The 19,887-nt window shown below is 38.7% G+C and carries 15 protein-coding genes; 3 read left to right on the top strand and 12 right to left on the bottom strand.

Annotation, left to right across the window (positions count from 1 at the left end; all coding sequences use genetic code 11):
- Positions 1–224 precede the first annotated feature (224 nt).
- Together tyrA and ACRRSQ_RS14410 are read right to left on the bottom strand one after the other, a co-directional pair.
- Positions 225–1,358, bottom strand: coding sequence for a bifunctional chorismate mutase/prephenate dehydrogenase (gene tyrA, locus ACRRSQ_RS14415; RefSeq protein ID WP_440876459.1), 1,134 nt, complete (start codon positions 1,356–1,358; stop codon positions 225–227).
- A 37-nt stretch (positions 1,359–1,395) separates the two neighbouring features.
- The gene (locus tag ACRRSQ_RS14410; RefSeq protein ID WP_440876458.1) at positions 1,396–2,478 is read right to left on the bottom strand and encodes a 3-deoxy-7-phosphoheptulonate synthase; all 1,083 of its coding nucleotides are present in this window, start codon (positions 2,476–2,478) and stop codon (positions 1,396–1,398) included.
- Positions 2,479–3,260: 782 nt separating this feature from the next.
- Between ACRRSQ_RS14410 and ACRRSQ_RS14405 the strand changes: the two genes are divergently transcribed.
- A complete protein-coding gene (locus ACRRSQ_RS14405) occupies positions 3,261–4,016 on the top strand; it encodes a substrate-binding periplasmic protein (protein WP_440876457.1) in 756 nt (251 codons plus the stop codon).
- Between the two features lie 129 nt (positions 4,017–4,145).
- Here the strand turns inward: ACRRSQ_RS14405 and rplS are convergent, their stop codons facing one another.
- The 6 genes from rplS to ACRRSQ_RS14375 all read right to left on the bottom strand — a co-directional run bounded on the left by rplS (position 4,146) and on the right by ACRRSQ_RS14375 (position 11,122).
- Entirely contained in the window at positions 4,146–4,499 is a 354-nt protein-coding gene (gene rplS, locus ACRRSQ_RS14400; RefSeq protein WP_440876456.1) for a 50S ribosomal protein L19, read from the bottom strand.
- 35 nt (positions 4,500–4,534) lie between these two features.
- On the bottom strand, positions 4,535–5,296 hold the full coding sequence (gene trmD, locus ACRRSQ_RS14395) for a tRNA (guanosine(37)-N1)-methyltransferase TrmD (protein WP_440876654.1): 762 nt from the start codon (positions 5,294–5,296) through the stop codon (positions 4,535–4,537).
- Between the two features lie 36 nt (positions 5,297–5,332).
- Positions 5,333–5,863, bottom strand: a complete 531-nt coding sequence (rimM, locus tag ACRRSQ_RS14390) for a ribosome maturation factor RimM (protein ID WP_440876455.1) — start codon at positions 5,861–5,863, stop codon at positions 5,333–5,335.
- A gap of 39 nt (positions 5,864–5,902) precedes the next feature.
- Complete coding sequence (gene rpsP / locus ACRRSQ_RS14385; RefSeq protein ID WP_440876454.1) at positions 5,903–6,151, bottom strand: 30S ribosomal protein S16; 249 nt, start codon at positions 6,149–6,151, stop codon at positions 5,903–5,905.
- Between the two features lie 314 nt (positions 6,152–6,465).
- On the bottom strand, positions 6,466–10,170 hold the full coding sequence (gene metH, locus ACRRSQ_RS14380; protein ID WP_440876453.1) for a methionine synthase: 3,705 nt from the start codon (positions 10,168–10,170) through the stop codon (positions 6,466–6,468).
- Positions 10,160–11,122 (bottom strand): homoserine O-succinyltransferase, encoded by a 963-nt coding sequence (locus tag ACRRSQ_RS14375; protein WP_440876452.1) that lies wholly within the window; start codon positions 11,120–11,122, stop codon positions 10,160–10,162. Before ACRRSQ_RS14375 ends, metH begins: the two co-directional genes overlap by 11 nt.
- Before the next feature lie 710 nt (positions 11,123–11,832).
- Here ACRRSQ_RS14375 and ACRRSQ_RS14370 point away from each other — a divergent pair.
- Positions 11,833–12,642: a hypothetical protein gene (locus ACRRSQ_RS14370; RefSeq protein WP_440876451.1), complete on the top strand. Its 810-nt coding sequence runs from the start codon at positions 11,833–11,835 to the stop codon at positions 12,640–12,642.
- A 76-nt stretch (positions 12,643–12,718) separates the two neighbouring features.
- On the opposite strand, the gene recA is transcribed toward ACRRSQ_RS14370, so the two are convergent.
- A complete protein-coding gene (recA, locus tag ACRRSQ_RS14365; protein ID WP_440876450.1) occupies positions 12,719–13,747 on the bottom strand; it encodes a recombinase RecA in 1,029 nt (342 codons plus the stop codon).
- Positions 13,748–14,043: 296 nt separating this feature from the next.
- Positions 14,044–15,012, bottom strand: a complete 969-nt coding sequence (locus ACRRSQ_RS14360) for a DUF438 domain-containing protein (RefSeq protein WP_440876449.1) — start codon at positions 15,010–15,012, stop codon at positions 14,044–14,046.
- A 491-nt stretch (positions 15,013–15,503) separates the two neighbouring features.
- Between ACRRSQ_RS14360 and ACRRSQ_RS14355 the strand changes: the two genes are divergently transcribed.
- Complete coding sequence (locus ACRRSQ_RS14355) at positions 15,504–16,364, top strand: hypothetical protein (protein ID WP_440876448.1); 861 nt, start codon at positions 15,504–15,506, stop codon at positions 16,362–16,364.
- A 417-nt stretch (positions 16,365–16,781) separates the two neighbouring features.
- Here ACRRSQ_RS14355 and ACRRSQ_RS14350 read toward each other — a convergent pair whose 3' ends face one another.
- Both ACRRSQ_RS14350 and ACRRSQ_RS14345 read right to left on the bottom strand, forming a co-directional pair.
- Positions 16,782–18,749, bottom strand: coding sequence for a hypothetical protein (locus tag ACRRSQ_RS14350; RefSeq protein ID WP_440876447.1), 1,968 nt, complete (start codon positions 18,747–18,749; stop codon positions 16,782–16,784).
- Positions 18,750–18,865: 116 nt separating this feature from the next.
- A complete protein-coding gene (locus ACRRSQ_RS14345) occupies positions 18,866–19,789 on the bottom strand; it encodes an SIR2 family protein (RefSeq protein WP_440876446.1) in 924 nt (307 codons plus the stop codon).
- Positions 19,790–19,887: the final 98 nt, after the last annotated feature.

The following is a 19,887-nucleotide window of genomic DNA, read 5'->3' as shown; positions in this document are numbered from 1 at the left end:
TTATAGGTATTTAGACAAAGCATTGCGATTGCTTTGTGGTTATTCCACATGAAAGCGCAATAATGATGTATAAATGCCTAGAAACGCTGCCCTTGGGGTTCAACTAAACGCTATTTCTTCATCGTTGCTTACAACTTACATGGAACAACCATGCTGTGTTGTTCACGCCTTGAACAAAAAGCGTTTACTTTGAACAAAATTTAACCTCGAAAGTTCAACAGTCCCTAGTCTTTTTTCACCTCATTTGCTTTTACCAACATTAATTTACTTTCTTGTAAAAAGATATCAGCATAATCACCAAACCAATCTGAAACTTGATTAAACATCTGCACAAATCCGTTTTTATCTCCTGCTTCAACCCCTTCTAATAAAGTTAAAAAGCGATGAGCAAAACGTTTCATCATCTCAATATTATCTGGCTCTGCAAAAATAATATCTGAATACAAAATAGGATCTTGAGCAAATAAACGGCCAACCATGCTTAATTCTAAGCGATAAATTGGCGAGCTCATATCAACCAACTGGGCAATGTCGGCTCCCTCTTCCATAAGATGGTAACCATAAGCGATTGTTGAAAAGTGACGCATTACTTGCACCATCGCCATCGCTTGATCATGGCTTTGCGCATCAACAGGGTAAATTTTAGCGCCCCACACCTGAAATTGACGCAGTAACCATTGATATTGCTCAGCCATACGACCTTCACAGGTAATAATGGTTTGTTTGATTAAGCCAGCAACATCAGGCCCAAACATTGGATGTAACCCAACAACAGGGCCTTTATGAATAGCTAACATTTGTTTAAGTGGTGAGACTTTAACACTGGTCACATCGGCCAAAATACAATCTTCAGCAAGACCATTAAGCTTGGCAATAATGTCATTAGTTAAACGAATAGGCACTGCAACAATCACAGCACCTGCACCGGCTAATATTTGCTCAGCATTTGGCCAGTCTTCATGGCCAATAATTTCAACCAAATAGCCAGAGCGTTGAAATAAGTCAACAAAAATGCCACCCAATTGCCCATTACCGCCAACGACGACGACTTTTTTACAACTTGGATTAATGCACTGATAACCACTTGCATCTTGGCTGACATAAGAATCACGCATTAAGCGACGCAAAATATCTTCAATTAAGTCAGCAGATATTCCGGCATTTATTGCTTGGTTTCTTCGTTTTAACAACAATTGCGCTTCGCGATCGGGAGCATAAATGGGCATACCTACTTGGCTTTTTAACTCGCCAACTTGCGTTGTAACGGCGCGTCGCTTTGCTAACAGGTCAACTAATTGGCTGTCGATATCATCAATTTGATCGCGCAAGGCATGTAACTTTTCATCAAAGCTGCTCATTTTTCTTACTTTTCCCTAGTACTAATTGGTATAGATTTTACTTAATACGCGCTACAAGTGCATCTGCAATTTTTTCATGGGCACTAGCTATTAACGCATCCGTGGTGTCAAAATCAATACATGCATCTGTCACTGAAACACCATAAACCAACTCTTCTTTTGGTAAATTAGTGCTTTGGTTGCCTGCTTTTAAGTTACTTTCTAGCATAATACCAATAATAGATGTATTGCCTTCACAAATTTGATTAAAAACATTATCTGCAACTAATGGCTGACGGGTGTAATCTTTATTTGAATTACCATGGCTACAGTCAACAACAATGCCTGGAACTAAACCTTGCTTTGACAATTCTTGTTCGCAAACGGCTACATTAACTGAATCGTAATTAGGCTGTGAACCACCACGTAATATTACGTGACCATCTGGATTACCCGAGGTTTTAATTAACGCAACTTGCCCTTGACGATTAATCCCCATAAAACGATGTGAAGATGCAGCAGATTGCAATGCATTGATCGCAACACCTAAGCTACCGTTAGTGCCATTTTTAAAACCTATCGGCATTGATAAACCACTAGCCATTTCTCTATGAGTTTGTGACTCGGTCGTACGTGCGCCAATTGCTGACCAACTAAATAGCTCGGCTAAATATTGCGGACTGATAGGGTCAAGTGCTTCTGTTGCTAAAGGTAAACCTAGCTCAGTTAAGTAAATCAGTAATTCACGGGCTTTTCGTAAACCTGAAGTCACATCAAATGAGCCATCCATATGAGGATCATTAATTAAACCTTTCCAACCAACGGTTGTTCTTGGCTTTTCAAAGTAAACACGCATTACGATGTACATGCTATCTTGATACTTGTCATGTAACTTTTTCAAATTACGGGCATATTCTTTTGCTGCGTCTACATCATGCACTGAGCATGGGCCACTGATCACTAATAAACGATGATCTTTTTTGTGAATGATATTAGAAATAACCTGACGAGCTGCCTCTACATACTCTCTTCCTTCTGTACTTAACGGTTGCTCTTCACGAAGTTGTTGTGGAGTAATAAGTACTTCTTCTGAATTTACGTGAATATCATTCAACGTACTTTTATGAGTGGTATTAGACATAATATGTTCCGGTTTAAAAATTAATGAATTTGAATATGGTTAAAAATAAGTATAAAGAGCGAGCAAGCGAAGCTTACTTAAAAAGAGGGTATTGGCAATAATATCGAAATTGAGGAAATGTCATGGGTCTATAAAACTTAATATTACGAATAAAATATAAAAAATCGCCTGAATAGGTACTTTTTATCAGCTTTTAAGGTTCAATAGCAAGCTTTATTTAGCAAAAAACCATAAATAAGTCATTTTTTATAATAATTAACATTAAAGAGGTTCGTAAAATTAAATGAACACGAATTGTATCGATATCTTTACACGCAATTCTAGGGTTGATAGGTATATTTCATCGTACCATTGTAACTAGAGCAGATTAACCTTTGCGGTATTAATTTTGTTCGAATCAAACGTGATTCTTATTTTTGAAAAAGATAAAGATGCATAGCGATTGGTGTATAGTTATTCTATATAAATGAGCTATAACACAGAGTAAATCACGATTAATCGAATCTTAATGACAGCGTTTATTGCGTATTTCTACTACGTTGCCCCACATGGATGTGGGGTAAGGTGACTTTGCAGGAGCATAAAGTCTTTACCGCCTATTTATGTGGAACAACCACACTACATAGCCGCTGCCTTGTATAAATACGCAATATACTGCTGCAAAAATATACACCAAAGATAAACATGCGCTAATAATTACTCAGAAAATGGTTTACACTTTCAATTAAAAGTAAGTAATTATTCTCATTCGCATGTTACTGAATTTTGAATCAAGGCTATTCATGAAAAAATTAGTTGTCTCGCTATTCCCTCTCCTTTTATGCTTTACTAGCCAAGCAGAACAAACAACAGACTGTTTAAACCTCCATGTAATTGAAAACTCGCCATTAGGTTTTACCGACTCAACTCACAAAACACGTGGCGTGCATTGGGACTATTTAACAGCAATAGCCCAACAAACCGGTTTATGCATCAATAAAGAATTAATGCCATATGCCAGAATATGGCAAAACATTAAATACGGAAATCACGATGGTGGCATTGTATTTAAATCATCCTCGAGATCTGAATTAGTTGACTATACAGCCTTTATTCGAACCGTTAAGACGGTTGTAATACCTGTTAATGGTGTTTCTCTTGAAAACCCAGCAACACTTGAGAATATTATTATTGGCAAAACACGTGGCACACACTTAGGTAAGGCCTTTGATGAAAATAAAAACCTTAAAATTATCGAATTGAACAACTACGATCAAGCGGCAAAAATGATCAACATTGGTCGTATCGATGCCATTGCAGGCAGCGCACTGGTATTAAGCTATCAGCTCAATAAGCACGATATTATCGATAAAGTCGACCTAGAGAATAAGCTTGTCGTAGGAGAAAAAGAACAATGGCTACAATTATCAAAACAGAGTCGACACCTAGACAAGATAGAACTTTTACGCCAAGGGGTAGAAGAGTTGCAGGTATTAGGAAAGCTAGATGAAATTATGACTCATTATTATGGGCAACAATGGCAAGACATTAATCACTAAGTTGAATGAATCTCCCCGAAAGCCGTATGATAAGAAAAGCCAACGCCTAAAAACAAAAAAACCTGAATAACTAAGTTATTCAGGTTTTTTTTATCTTCAGAGTTAACTAAAAGTTCACTGATTAACAGTTTACTTCTTAGCCAATTTCTCTTTGATACGTGCAGAACGACCTGAACGCTCACGAAGATAGTAAAGTTTCGCTTGACGAACATCACCGCGACGTTTCACTTCAATTGAATCAACAATTGGGCTATGTGTCTGGAATACACGCTCTACACCAACACCGTTTGAGATTTTACGAACAGTGAATGCAGAATTGATGCCGCGATTTTTAACAGCGATAACAACACCTTCATATGCTTGAAGACGTGATTTGTCACCTTCTGTAACTTTAACTTGTACAACAACAGTATCGCCTGGTGCGAATGCTGGTACGTCAGTTTTCATTTGCTCTTGTTCGAGCATTTCAATAATTTTACTCATAATACCTTCTTCCTAGAGTTCACAGTCTTTTGCAGTTAAGTTTTATTAGCTTTAATTGAAGCTAACATCTTTTCCTGCTCAGCTGTCAGAGCTAGGTTAGTTAATAGTTCTGGTCGTCTAGTCCATGTTCTTTCTAAAGACTGCATTTGACGCCACTGTCTAATATGTTCGTGATTACCACTTAGCAGCACTTTGGGTACAGACTTCCCCTGTTCGGTTCCGTCATCAAGTACCTCAGGCCTCGTGTAATGTGGACAATCTAATAAGCCGTCAGAAAATGAATCCTGCTCTGCAGATTGATTATGTCCCAAAACACCCGGCACAAAGCGTGCTACGGCATCGATTACATTCATAGCAGGTAATTCCCCACCACTTAATACGTAATCACCAACCGACCATTCTTCGTCAATATCTGACTCGATTAGTCGCTCGTCTATGCCTTCATAACGTCCTGCAATAAATATCAGTCGGTCATGCTGTGCTAATTCGCGTACACCAGCTTGGTCTAACTTTCGTCCTTGCGGCGACAAATAAATAACCTTCGCTTTTTTACCATCAACTTGTGCAGCGGTTTTTGCTGCGTTGATAGCGTCACGTAATGGTTGCACCATCATCAACATTCCCGGACCACCACCATAAGGGCGGTCATCAACGGTACGATGTCGATCATGAGTAAAGTCTCTTGGATTCCACTTGTGAAATTCAATTAACCCATTGCGTATAGCGCGGCCTGTCACCCCATACTCGGTTATTGCATCAAACATTTCTGGAAAAAGGCTTATCACCCCAATCCACATTTTCTTCTTATTAGAAGAATCGTTAGTGCTCACGAGCTAGAAACCTGGGTCCCAGTCAACACAAATTTGTTTATTTTCAGCGCTTACCTCAACAACAACTTGTTCAAAAAGATACGGAATTAATCGCTCTTTTTTACCAAAACCGTCATTAGGGTTAGCTTTTACCACCAGTACATCGTTAGCGCCGGTTTCCATTAAGTCAGAAACCACCCCAAGGTTATAGCCTTGAGTATTAACAACTGCCATGCCAATTAAGTCACGCCAATAGAATTCACCTTCCGGTAAATCTGGTAACATGTCCTCGTTTACTAAAATTTCTGAACCTACTAATGTTTGTGCAACATCTCGGTCAGTAATACCAGCAACTTGAACAATTAAGCCGTTGTTATGTTTACGCCAATCAGTAACTTCTACTGGTTTGGTGTTATTTCCTAATTTTAATGACCAAGGAAAATAGTCAAGGATAGCTTCTTGATCATCTGTGAACGAATGGATCTTCAACCAACCTTTGATGCCGTAAACTGCGCCTACTTTACCTAAGATCACTTCTTTACCAATAACTTCCACAATAACTCCTAAAGCCTACCTTTATCTTATGCCTAATAATTAAGCTGCTACTTGAGCGTCTTTAACTAATTTGGCCACACGATCAGATACTGTTGCACCTTGACCAACCCAATGGTTGATACGATCTAGGTCTAAGCGTAATTTTTCTGCTTGACCTTGTGCAGTAGGGTTGAAGAAACCAACTTTCTCGATGAAACGACCATCGCGAGAGTTACGGCTATCTGCAACAACAACCTGATAGAATGGACGCTTCTTAGCGCCGCCACGAGCTAAACGAATGGTAACCATATCGTCCTCTATTTATTTAAGTGTTAAAACGAATTTTCCAGACACTTCCATCACCAAGGTGACAGAAAAGCTCGCGTATTCTACGCTTTTTTAAACAAAAAGCAAGATTTATCGACTATCGAGTTTAACAAAACAACGCCAGTGAATTAGCGACTTAGCGCTATTACACAAATATAATTTAAGTAGAGTGTGCTTTATTATTAAACTATGCCGAGAAAATAAGCCGAGAAAATAAGCTAAAAAAATATGCGGGGAACCAAGTCATAAAAAAGGCAATCTACTGACTGCCTTAAAATAATAGTGATGAGTAGAAATTACTCTGGCTCGTAATCCAAATTAGCCGACAACCAACGTTCAGCTTGAGGCATGGTCATTTCTTTGCGCACTGCGTAACTTTCCACTTGGTCTTTAGCCACTTTGGCGACAGCAAAGTATTTACTGTCAGGGTGTGCAAAATACCAACCACTGACTGCTGCTCCCGGTGTCATGGCAAAGCTTGAAGTTAACTCCATGCCAATGTTTTCTTCAACATTAAGCAATTTCCACAATAAGCCTTTTTCGGTATGCTCAGGACACGCAGGGTAACCCGGTGCAGGACGAATACCTTGATAGCTTTCGCGAATAAGCGCATCGTTATCTAGGTTTTCATCAGGCGCATAACCCCAATATTCTTTACGAATTTTTTCATGCAGGTATTCAGCACTCGCTTCAGCTAAACGATCGGCAACCGCCTTAATTAAAATGCTGTTGTAATCATCATGCCGTGCATCAAATGCTTTAACTAAGTCATCACAACCAAAGCCTGCAGATACAGCAAAGGCGCCCATATAATCTTTAACACCTGATTGCTGGTCTGCAACATAGTCAGCTAAACAACGATTAAATTGCCCGGCAGGCTTTTTACTTTGCTGACGCAATTGATGCAATTTCATTAACGGCGCGTCGCGATTATCATTTTCAAATAACACTAAATCGTCTTGCTCGCGATGCGCGGGGAATAAACCAAATACCGCTTTAGCACTCAGCTTTTTATTGTTAATAACATCGTCAAGCATGGCGTTGGCGTCGTTAAATAACTTAGTCGCTTCTTCACCAATCACTTCATGACGTAAAATTAGCGGGTATTTGCCCGATAACTGCCAAGTCATGAAAAACGGCGTCCAATCAATATAATTACGTACTTCATTTAAATCGATATTATCAAGTACAGTAACACCGAGCTTGTTTGGCACTTTAGGGGTGTAATTTTCAAAACTTATTGGCGTGGCATTAGCGCGTGCATCTTCAAGGGCAATTAAGCTAGAACGTGGGCCTTTTTTATAATGGCGTTCACGTACTTTAACGTACTCAGCTTTTTGGCGTTCCATAAAGGCTGGGCGTAATTCGTCTGACAACAGTGCACTCACCACAGATACCGAACGTGATGCATTAGGCACATAAACGACAGGGTTTTCATATTGTGGTTCTATTTTTACTGCGGTATGTGCTTTAGATGTCGTTGCGCCACCTATTAATAACGGCAATTTTAAGTCTAGGCGCTTCATTTCTTTTGCGACATGGACCATTTCATCAAGCGATGGCGTGATAAGGCCTGATAAACCGATAACATCGACATTTTCTTCTTTAGCGACACGTAAAATATCGTCGCAAGACACCATAACGCCTAAATCAATAATGTCGTAGTTATTACATTGCAGTACTACGCCAACAATATTTTTACCTATATCGTGCACGTCACCTTTAACCGTAGCAAGTAGCACTTTACCGTTCGACTTAACCTCGGTTTTTTCCGCTTCAATAAACGGATTTAAATGGGCAACGGCTTGTTTCATTACTCGCGCCGATTTTACCACTTGTGGCAAGAACATTTCGCCTGCGCCAAATAGGTCGCCAACGACATTCATGCCGTCCATTAATGGACCTTCGATAACATCTAATGGGCGAGTCGCTTCAAGACGTGCAGCTTCAGTGTCTTCAATAATAAATTCATTGATGCCTTTTACAAGGGAATGCTCTAAGCGTTTATTAACCGGTAATTCACGCCAAGCGAGATCTGTTTTGCTGTTTTGACTACCTGCTTGGCCACGATATTCTTCAGCAACATCAAGCAAACGCTCGGTAGCGCCGTCGTCACTGTTTTGAATAACATCTTCAACGGCAAGGCGCAGGTTTTCAGGAATGTCTGAATAAATAGCTAACTGACCTGCGTTGACTATGCCCATGTCCATGCCGTTTTTAATGGCGTGATATAAAAATACCGCATGGATCGCTTCACGTACTGGGTTATTACCTCTGAACGAGAACGATACATTAGAAACGCCACCAGAGATCATCGCGTACGGCAGATTGTCTTTAATGTCTTTTACCGCGTCAATAAAATCAACCGCGTAGTTATTATGCTCGTCAATACCTGTGGCAACGGCAAAAATGTTGGGGTCAAAAATAATGTCTTCAGCAGGAAAGCCGATTTCATTAACCAAAATGTGATAAGCGCGCTGACAAATTTCAAATTTACGTTCACGTGTATCGGCTTGACCTACTTCGTCAAACGCCATCACAATAACTGCGGCGCCGTAACGCCTTAAAAGTTCTGCTTGCTCACGGAATTTATCTTCACCTTCTTTAAGGCTAATCGAGTTAACAACCCCTTTACCCTGAATGCACTTTAAGCCTTCTTCTAAAATATCCCATTTAGAAGAATCAAGCATGATCGGCACTTTGGCAATATCTGGCTCGCCAGCAATTAAATTCAAAAAGCGGATCATTGCCGCTTTTGAGTCCAACATGCCTTCGTCCATATTGATATCAATAATTTGCGCGCCGTTTTCAACTTGTTGCAGTGCAACGGCAATAGCGTCATCAAATTTTTGTTCAGTGATCAAGCGTTTAAAAATTGCTGAGCCGGTCACGTTAGTACGTTCACCGACGTTAACAAAAAGGCTATCTTCTGTAATGGTTAATGCTTCTAAACCCGATAAACGACAGGCAATTTCACGTGGTTTTATCTTTCGTGGCTTAATATTAGCAACCGCATTTGCCATGCCTTGAATATGCCCAGGCGTGGTACCACAACAACCACCAATAATATTTAAAAAGCCAGAATTAGCCCATTCACTAACATGGCTGTTCATATCGTCAATGCTAAAATCGTATTCACCAAAAGCATTGGGTAAACCGGCATTGGGGTGAGCACTAACCGCAACATCAGAAATTCGGCTTAACTCTTCCACATATTGACGAAGCTCTACCGGACCTAACGCACAGTTCAAACCAAAAGAAATCGGTTTGGCGTGTCGTAGTGAGTTATAAAACGCTTCGGTGGTTTGTCCTGAAAGGGTACGACCCGAGGCATCGGTAATGGTACCCGAGATCATTACCGGATAACGCTTGCCTAATTCTTCAAATACCGCTTCAACCGCAAAGATTGCCGCTTTTGCATTTAGGGTATCGAAGATAGTTTCAATTAAAATAATGTCTGAACCACCTTCAATCAACGCTTTGGTTGACTCAATATAGGCGTCTTTTAGCTGATCAAAAGTAACATTACGATAAGCTGGATCATTCACATCAGGCGAGATTGAACAGGTGCGGTTTGTTGGTCCTAAAACTCCAGCAACAAAACGCGGTTTATCTGGATTTTGCTTGGTATATTCGTCGGCAACTTCACGTGCTAATTGCGCTGCCACTAAGTTTATTTCTGCGCTTTGCGCTTCCATATCATAGTCGGCCATCGCAATAGTGGTCGCGTTAAAAGTATTAGTTTCTAGAATATCGGCACCAGCGGCTAAATATTCTTTATGAATGGCTTTGATAATGTCAGGCTGAGTAAGCACTAACATATCGTTATTGCCTTTAACATCGAGATGCCAGTCAGCAAAACGCTCACCGCGGTAATCTTGTTCTTCAAGTTTATACGCTTGGATCATGGTGCCCATAGCACCATCGAGGATCAAAATACGCTCTTGTAATTGCTGCTCTAATAAGTCAAACGATGCTGATCGCAAAATACTACTGGCCACTTTTTGCTCCTGGATGTATAGCTTGAATGTTATCAGCGTCTAACTGATAAGGGGTAATTTGATAAACGTAATAATTAAGCCAATTGGTAAATAATAAACTACCATGACTTCGCCAAGAGCTCACCGGTTCTGCACTTGCGTCGTTATTAGGATAATAGCCCGACGGCATTTTGACTTGGACGTTGTCACCGGCCGCTTTTAAATCTCGTTGGTATTCTTCATGTAAGGTAGTTGCGTCATATTCCGGATGACCCGTTACATAGACCTGTTGTTTATTTTTACTGGCAACCACATAGGCACCTGCTTGATCAGATTGAGCAATAATTGTCAAATCGGGAACCGATTGATAATCTTCAACACTGATATAACCATAGCGCGAATGTGGCACATTAAAACTACCGTCAAAGCCACGCGTTAACTCTTCGTGCGCGTCAAGTGGGCGATGCTGATACACTCCAGAAAGCTTTTGTTCACGCAGTTTTCGGTTAATACCGTAGTAATAGTACATCGCCGCATGAGCTGCCCAACATGAAAACATAGTTGAAGTTACATTTTTTTCAGCCCAATCAAATACTTCACAAATTTTATCCCAAAACTTAACTTCACTGTAATCAAGTAATGCTAGCGGCGCCCCTGTAATAATTAAGCCGTCGTATTGCTTATCTTTAATATCATCAAATAAACAATAGAAATTATCTAAATGCTCTTTTGGGGTATTTTTTGAAACATTTTTATGGATACGCACAAACTCAACATTAATTTGCAATGGCGTATTCGCCAACATGCGCAATATCTGCACTTCTGTTTCAATTTTATTAGGCATCAGGTTAAGTATTGCTACTTGCATCGGGCGAATTTCCTGATTAGCAGCACGGTGCTCAGACATTACAAAAATGTTCTCTTTGTCTAATATGGAAAGTGCTGGTAACTGATCAGGAATTTTAATCGGCATTTTTCTCAACCTCTTGAAGTAGTCACACTAATAATGAAATATCAAACAATGCAGATAAACATTAAAAGTTTATTATAGGCAATTCTATAGCGACTAATGTGACTTGGAACGCTAGAAATGTCAACTTCTAAACGTTTAGATGGCTAAAACTTTTAATCTGGTCTTATACTGTATTCTTATAGCGGCACTTTTTATATCCACTGAACTTATAGTGATTATTAACAACTGCCGTATTAACTGCGAAAATATTGCTCTCGCTTAACGTTATACCAAGTGCATTAATTAATTGATCACTTAGCGACAATTAAAAGGCTTATAGGCACAGGTTATATGCTCCATGCATAACCTAAGTACCTACATCCATGTAGGCAAGGCATTGATTGAAAAGAATGGTTATTCTCGGTAACTGCTCCTGCGTTACCCTAATGTATTACATCCATGTAATAACCTTGTCAAAATCAATAACGATGGATATAAGCCTTTTAAAATCGCCCTTTGGGAACTGATTAGCGAACTGATAACGGCTCAAAATTAAAGAAATATAGAATAACTATGTTTAAGTAATTTTGTTTGTTCTAAGGTCGTTAATCGAGTTCTAAGTTGACTAATTTATTAATATAATTGGTATTAGGTATTTTTAAATGATTTAAAGCGTAGTTTTCTTCTATACTCAAATTAAATGTCTATTTTTATTGATGGGATTAAAACGAATGCAGGTGCACAAGTTTTTGTTGTCTTGGTTTTGCTGGCTTGCATTACTACTTTCTCATTATGCATGCTCTGAAAGTTGGTCCGCTGCGCCTGACACTTCAGCCAAAAAGCCATTACAACAATACTTTTTAACCTTTCCGCCTTATTGGGAAAACAGTAATGATAAGTTCTCCGGAGTACATTATCGACTGGCCAAAGCTCTGTATAAACACGCAAATTTAGACGTTGAATTTGTTAATGTGCCTTATAGCAGAATGCAGCAACAAGCGACACAAGGTGACATAGCCTTTATTAATTACGGCGAAGTTGACGGAGTATATACCAACGATATTTTGCATGTTTGCGTACCACCAACAGAAATTACCTTACGCGTATATTACCTAGATGAAACCTTACCAGAGATAATTAATATTGAAGACTTTGATGAGCAAAACCTTATCATATTGCATGGTTTACCACTGGGTAACTATGAAAGTTTAAAAACCAATAAAAGCATTAGCTTTATGCGACCTCGTTCAGTAAAAGCCGCGATAAAAGGATTAGTTACTGGCAGGGGCGATTATTTTATTGTCTTTGACAATATGATGATAAATGCTCAACAACATTTTTTTCCGCTAAATAGCTACCAATTAAAAAGCTACCCTTTGTATACCCTGCTCGGCTATCCGATAACAACACCAAAGAACTTTATTGGTGGTAAAGAAATATGCCAAAAAGTAACTACTAGTTATCGGCAACTTATTGAAGCTGGAGTGGTTGACGAAAAACATAAAATTTTAACGTCAGATCTTGACCGGTTTTTGCAATAAAATAATAACTTAGCCATAAAAAAAACCAACGATTGCTCGTTGGTTTTCTTTAAGATGAACACTGTAATTTAAGTGATTATTCAGTTACAGCTTCTTCTTGAGTTTCATTACCGGTATTTTTTGATAAAAACAATTCACGTAAACGACCGTCAATTTCTTGTGCAATAGCTGGGTTTTCTTTTAAATAATCAACCGCTTTTGCCTTACCTTGACCGATTTTGTCACCGTTATAACTATACCAAGCACCAGCTTTTTCAACCATTTTGTTTTGCACGCCAAGGTCAATTAACTCGCCAAGGCTGTTAATGCCTTCACCGTATAAAATTTGGAATTCAACTTGTTTAAACGGAGGCGCAATTTTGTTTTTAACCACTTTCACACGGGTTTCATTACCAACGATCTCATCACCTTGTTTTACCGCACCAATGCGGCGAATGTCTAAGCGTACTGAAGCGTAGAACTTCAATGCGTTACCACCTGTGGTGGTTTCTGGGTTACCAAACATAACACCAATTTTCATACGAATTTGGTTAATGAAAATTAACATGGTATTTGACTGTTTTAAGTTACCGGTTAATTTACGCATTGCTTGAGACAACATACGTGCTTGTAAGCCCATGTGAGAGTCGCCCATGTCGCCTTCAATTTCAGCCTTTGGTGTAAGTGCTGCAACCGAGTCAACCACGATTACGTCAATAGCGCCTGAACGAGTTAACATGTCACAAATTTCTAATGCTTGCTCACCGGTATCAGGTTGAGAAACTAATAATTCATCAATATTTACACCAAGCTTTTCAGCGTAAATTGGGTCAAGCGCATGCTCAGCATCAACAAAGGCACAAATTTTTCCGTTACGTTGTGCTTCAGCAATTACTTCTAAAGTTAGCGTTGTTTTACCACTTGACTCTGGGCCGTAAATTTCGACTACACGACCTAATGGTAAACCGCCTGCGCCTAAAGCAATATCTAACCCTAGTGAGCCCGTTGAAATTGTTTCAACGTCCATGCTGCGGTTTTCGCCCAACTTCATAATTGAACCTTTACCAAATTGACGTTCTATTTGACTTAACGCAGCTGAAAGTGCTTTTTCTTTATTGTTGTCCATGTATCGCTCCACATTTACGATAGGGTTAATCTGTTTGATGAAGCAAAGTATACTGTATAGTCGTACAGTATCAAGTTTTTTATCAAACTTTTTTATTTCCTAAAAAAAATCAAACTGACGATACTTTTATTTCATTGAAAAATAAATAAAAAAAAGACATTAGTAACTTTTTAAAATTTTCAGTTAAAAAGTTACTAATGTCTTTTTTTCGAGATACACAGTATTACTTACAGTGTTAAGTACAGTATGAGTTACAGTATGAGTTTCTTAATAAATGCTGTAACTCTGCAGATTGCCTATTGCCATTCAAGTAATCGCTTTTGACCGTCAATTTTTAAAATATCAGTGATATCTTGCGACATTTCAATAACGCCTTTGTAATCACCTTCTTCATTTCGAATGGCAAAATAACGAATATGAATTTTACGATCTTTAAAGTCTATCCAAAATTCAGCGTTATCTTGCGTGCCCGCTTTAAATGCTTCAACAATATCAAGCACAACATTAACTGACTTAGGTGGATGACAAAATTTAACTTCACGTCCAATAATGCCTGCCGAACGTGGGAAGACTCGATTTTCACCTCGGTTATAAAAAATCACATGATCATTTTCATCAACATAAGTGAGATCGACCGGCATGAATTTCAGCATTAAATTAAGCTGCTCTGTGCTCATGTAGCCTTCATCCATTTTAATGAGGTCTTGTGTCGAAAAAGGTAATCGTCTTTTACGGCGATCTTCTCCTGGGTGAACATAGTCTTGTTCGGGATATGGCGCTGGTTCGTGCGCTAACATCCAGCCAATTTCACTATCACCTGCACCCATTTCTTGCCATTCTTGTTCTGATAAAAGCTCAAGTGCATTAGGAAATAACCTAACTTCTTCAATATGAAGCAAACCTTGCAGGTCATCAGTAATTAAATAGACTAATTGATTAACTCGATCATAATCTTTTTGCTCTATGGCTGTTCGAGCGCTACGAAATGTATCACGTATTTTGTCATGAAATGCCCACATGCCCTTACTTGGGCCTGTCCAACCATGTTTTTCTAAATACGGAAATAATTGATTTTCTTTACGGGCAAAGCGTTTTTCAATATCGGCTAGCTGATTAAATAAGTTATAGAACTGCTGAAAATCTTCGCTTATCTCTACCGATAGTAGTTCTTTAAGTATTGATATAATCAATTCACTTTCTTGAAAGTAAACTTTTACCGGATGACCATCAGCCAATTTTTCGGCATATTGTGGAATGACTCTCATAATTGCAATGCTGAATTTGATAGTTAAATAATGGCGGCTAATGTAACGGTAGCCGCAGGTTAATGCTTTGCCATAGATCATTATTTGTTTAACTAGAGCGTGTTGATCTTTGCTGTTTGAATTTTGTTCGAGATAAAAGCGTTTTAATCGCGGCGTGAGGTTTGTTGCCTAGTCATCTAAGCAAAACACCTCACACAGGTTACAAGTTCCAGACGTAACCTAAGTACCTGCATCCATGTAGGTAACAAAGAGTAAAAAGCTTTTAGCCGAATCCTTCGGACAGCGTTTGTTGTCATTTATACGGTGTTGGTGCTTTATCATGTGGAATAACCACACATCAAAAGCACCGCCTTGTATAAATACCCAACAAACTGCTGCAAAAACAAACTTGAAAGATCAACACGCTCTAACCTACGCCCAACTAAATAGTCGCTCGGCTTGATCTGATGCTAACCAATAGTGCATACTCATTTTTTTGGAAGGAATTATCTGTGCGATTATATGTTTGTATCTTAGTGACATTATTAACGGCTGCGGTTAGCCCTATAACTAATGCCAAAGATATTGTGATGTCAGGTAACGAGCGCGAAGATTACAGCACCGCATTGCTTAGTCATTTACTAAGTTATTCCCCAAATAAAAACTATCGACTAACATTTCAAAATGTCGATGTCCCTAAATTGCGCATATTTCGAATGATCGCTAATAACGAAGATGTCGATATAATCGTCGCTGGTGCTACCAAGGCACGCGAAAAAATATTAAAACCCATTAGGTATCCAATTTATAAAGGTTTGTTTGGCTGGCGTATTCCGCTTGTTCACCAAGACAACGAACATTTGTTTTCACCTGCGCCATCACTATCACAGTTTAAAAAATATATCCCCGGACAATTACACAGTTGGTCCGACACCAAAATAATTGAACATAACAATATTCGCGTCGAAAAAGGCAGCGATTATGTAGGCTTATTTCACATGCTAAATAAGAAGCGTTTTGATTATTTTCCTCGCTCAGTATTAGAAGTATTTTGGGAATATGATGCGCATCAAGATCTTCAAATAGCCATCGAGCCCCATGTTTTAATCCATTACCCTACCGCGTCAGTGTTTTACGTAAACAAAGACAATAACGAACTTGCTAGCGATATTGCACTTGGTTTTGAAATGGCAATCAATGACGGCAGTTTTCAGCAGTTATTTAATCACTATTATGGCGATATTGTCAGTAAAGTTAGCGCGCAAAAAAGAACTGCTATCCACCTGAAAAACCCTTTAATTATAGAAGACCTACCACGACAACGAACCGAACTTTGGGTCAACTTCGCTAACAACTCAATGGCAATAAATTAAATTGCGACATTTTATCGAGTGATTAAACACAATTAGCGATGATTTTATTCGCTTGGCTGTGGCATAATTACCCATTGCATTTGCTAATAATTAAAAGACTTTGCTCATTTATTCATGACTATTTCAACACCCGATTTATCTTCACACACACCTATGATGCGCAGGAGCAAACCCATTAAATAACAATAACTTAAAATAAAAACCTAGAAAACACACACTTACACCTACACATTAAAATTTATATAGATAAAAAACAAAAAGTTTTGATGAGCAGGTTTATCTAATCTGACAAGCAGCTCTGGCGAACTGCGGATCTTAGCCCTAGCACGTTTGGAAAAATTGAGTCAAAAAATAATCTATCACTTAATTTAAATATGAAAACACCCTAGAAAAAGGTAAAAGAGTATTCTGCCAGAATCATCCAGTCTTGTGTGCTAAACCATTTAGCGGTGTCATCGCTTCAAAATCTTGAAATAGAGTAAGGTACTTTTCTTCATTTTTAAGGTCTGAGTTCAGTCTCCAAACAATCGTACCTTTATAATAAATCGTGTAGATAATATCTTGGCGCTGACGATAGGCTGCAATATCCCACAATAGTTTATGGCACTTGGTGAACAGTGTATCGAATTTCTGCCTAAATAAGTAATTATAGATATTAGATAAGTCATTGATATCTTGATCTTTGATACGATCATACATACCACTTTCCACCAGCGCTTGATGCTTGTAAATAGTTGCCCGACAGAAATTGTAACCACTCCTATCTGACTCGATAGCCTTATCTAGTTGCTTGATTTTTTCAACATTGCTGCGCTCATTGTTAATTGTGAACAAGATGTTGTTGGCTAAAGTGAAATGCTTAAGTTTTCTTGCACGTTTCTCCAATCTGACTAAAGTTTTAAATCGTTCATCGGCACCTTTCGTTTCAGCAAGAATTACATCGGATAAGATGAAGGCTACTGATGTCTTGTGATATTCGCTTTTGTGTGTTTTGGCGAAAGCAATCGCCGCGTCAATATCCGTACTTTCAAGGAGATATAAACGCTCAATGAAAATAGTATCAAGTGTCCCTTTATCATCATCAGGACATAGCTCTTCACAGAGGTCTAGATACTTCTTTGCTTCAGTATAGTTTGCCTTCATCCTGTACGCTGAAGCCATATGCATGTAATACTTGTATAGATTGTCTTGATCGATTTCTTTGACAGTATCGAGCAATAGTTCTGCAGCCGAAATCGTTTCAGAATAGCGATCGGAATTACGTAGTATGTAAATATAAGAGCTACTATAGAAACGGAGTTTATTTAACCTCCTTTCGTTCATCTCATTACTATCTCCTACTCTTTCGTTGTATCTCATGTTCTGCAAGCAAGATTCAATATTGTAAAGAAGCAATGTACCTGTATTATCTTCTTCTGTGCTGTAGCCAGTTTGGTAGACCTTTCGATTGAGTGAGCTAAGTTTTACTCCAGACTTTGTGGGAATTACAGTCACTTTCAAGTAAGCAGTGGAGATTCTGAAAATATCTTCTTTAGACATTTTGCTAAGTATGTAGTCTTTAATGATAGGGTTAATTTTGATGATGGTGGTCGAAGAATCAATCCTGAAAGTCGTGGCTAACTCAAACCTAACCAATTCCTGTACATGTTTAGGGTTGAGTCCAGCACCCAGCTTGTCTCTCGTAAGATTGGTTAAAGTCTCTCCACTTTTCAAAATTGAAAGAATATTTAACATCTTCAGTGTCAACTCTTTCGATGGTTCAGTAAACAGTATATCTATCTGGTTAAGCGTTGTTTTAGGAATGTGAGCAAGGTGAAAATCATCATCAAAGATATCATCATGAGCCAGAACTTCTTCTACAGAGCTATTCTCAAGGAAATCCATTATTTGTTCAAGCTTATCAGTTACACCCTCGGATCGGTCATGGATCTGCGCTACTTGCGATTGAGTAAACTGTGCCCAGTCAAATCTATCGTTCAAAATCAGCTGACTCTCGTGCAAAGTAAGTGCCTCTAACTCTACATGAAAATTTCTGAACTGCTTTATGGTAACACTTGATGAAAAAATGAAAAAAATGTTTTTACCAAATTCAGGAAGCGAGTCAGGTAAGTTGGCGAGATACATAAGAGCGTCTGCATTCATTTTGCTCTTTATGTTATCAAAAATGATGAAATACACCTCTTCGTCCGCTTTTGTGCTGAAAAGGAAGATCAGCTGAGACAAAGGCTGATTAGTCGCTGTTTTAATCTGATTTTCTACTTGAGCTTTTGTGAGCGACTCAGAGCAATCAATTCGTAAAAATATTGGTCTCTGCTTATCAAGGCTATGTCTAAATGATGAAATAAAGTCATAAACCCCATAACCTAGTGGAGCACTAATAGACAAAGCGTTGCTAGCATGGAGGAAGGTTAATGAGTCTTGAAATGTTTGTTTTCGAACATTGCGATTGTAGCCCCTGTCCTCTATATCATAGAAGTTTACCGTTTCTTGGAGCTGACGCTCTAACTCGTGCTTTTCAGCTCTTTTTTTTTAAGCCCGTTGACCTGACAAAGCTTATCAAACGTAGTATTGCAATCTATTCCGCTATAGAACTGTACACGACCACGAGAAATTGCATCTTCAAGGGTGGTAAATAAATCTTGTCTTTCATACTCGATCTTAGCAGGTTCAGATTCATAGAAACTCCAAAGTAGGTCATAATCGGCATTGGAGTTAGTGACAACTGTTGCTAATGAACGGGTGAAACTATCTTCCCAACCACCATATGCCATGATAACAACAAGGTCATCGCCCACAAGGTTCTGTAGAGACATTTCAATACGTGCTCTACTCTGCTGCAATTGACTGGTCGTATGCATAGTATCACCTTGATTCCAGATCCCATGCAGGTGATAAATATTGATGTTCCCATTAATCTTATTTGGTAATTGGGTATCAGCAACAACACTGAATGAATTGTATGGGATACCTTGGTTGTTAAATTCTTCTTCCAGTAAGGTGTCAAAGTTCGTTGTTACGATGTTATCAACGCGAAAATTTTTATTTTTGACACCTGAAACGAAGTCTTTAACCGCTTGCGGAATACAATGATTTCCATTGTCATCTATATTGCTTTCTACAACACTTCGGACAATTTCATTGACAGCACTTTGGCCATAAGAACCAGCAATAAACTTGAAAGCCTGTTGGTATTTTTCTTGGGGTACTGCAGCTTTTAGCTCTTCTTGATAATCAGACAAATCCTCAGGGTCATCTTGCTTTTGCACATACCCCTCTATGAAATTAAGTACACCATCTACATTGGGAATACCAGCGCCACCATTGTGAGCTTGGCTAAGAGCTGCACCAAACAGAAACGTAGTTCCGTTTTTGTGATTTTTAATACGCTTAACGAGTAAGCGTTCAAGATGAAATTCTAATGGCATTAATTACACTACCCTATGTAAATATGAAAAACTTCCAACAGCTTATTTCGAACTAATAATCCAAAGAAATCACTTTCAACATCATGATAAAAAAGAGA

This window comes from Thalassotalea sp. PLHSN55 (genome assembly GCF_052030545.1).
Classification (GTDB): Bacteria; Pseudomonadota; Gammaproteobacteria; order Enterobacterales; family Alteromonadaceae; genus CANMXU01.
Note: the sequence above shows the minus strand (reverse complement) of the source record. Positions and strands in the feature narration are given on the sequence as shown.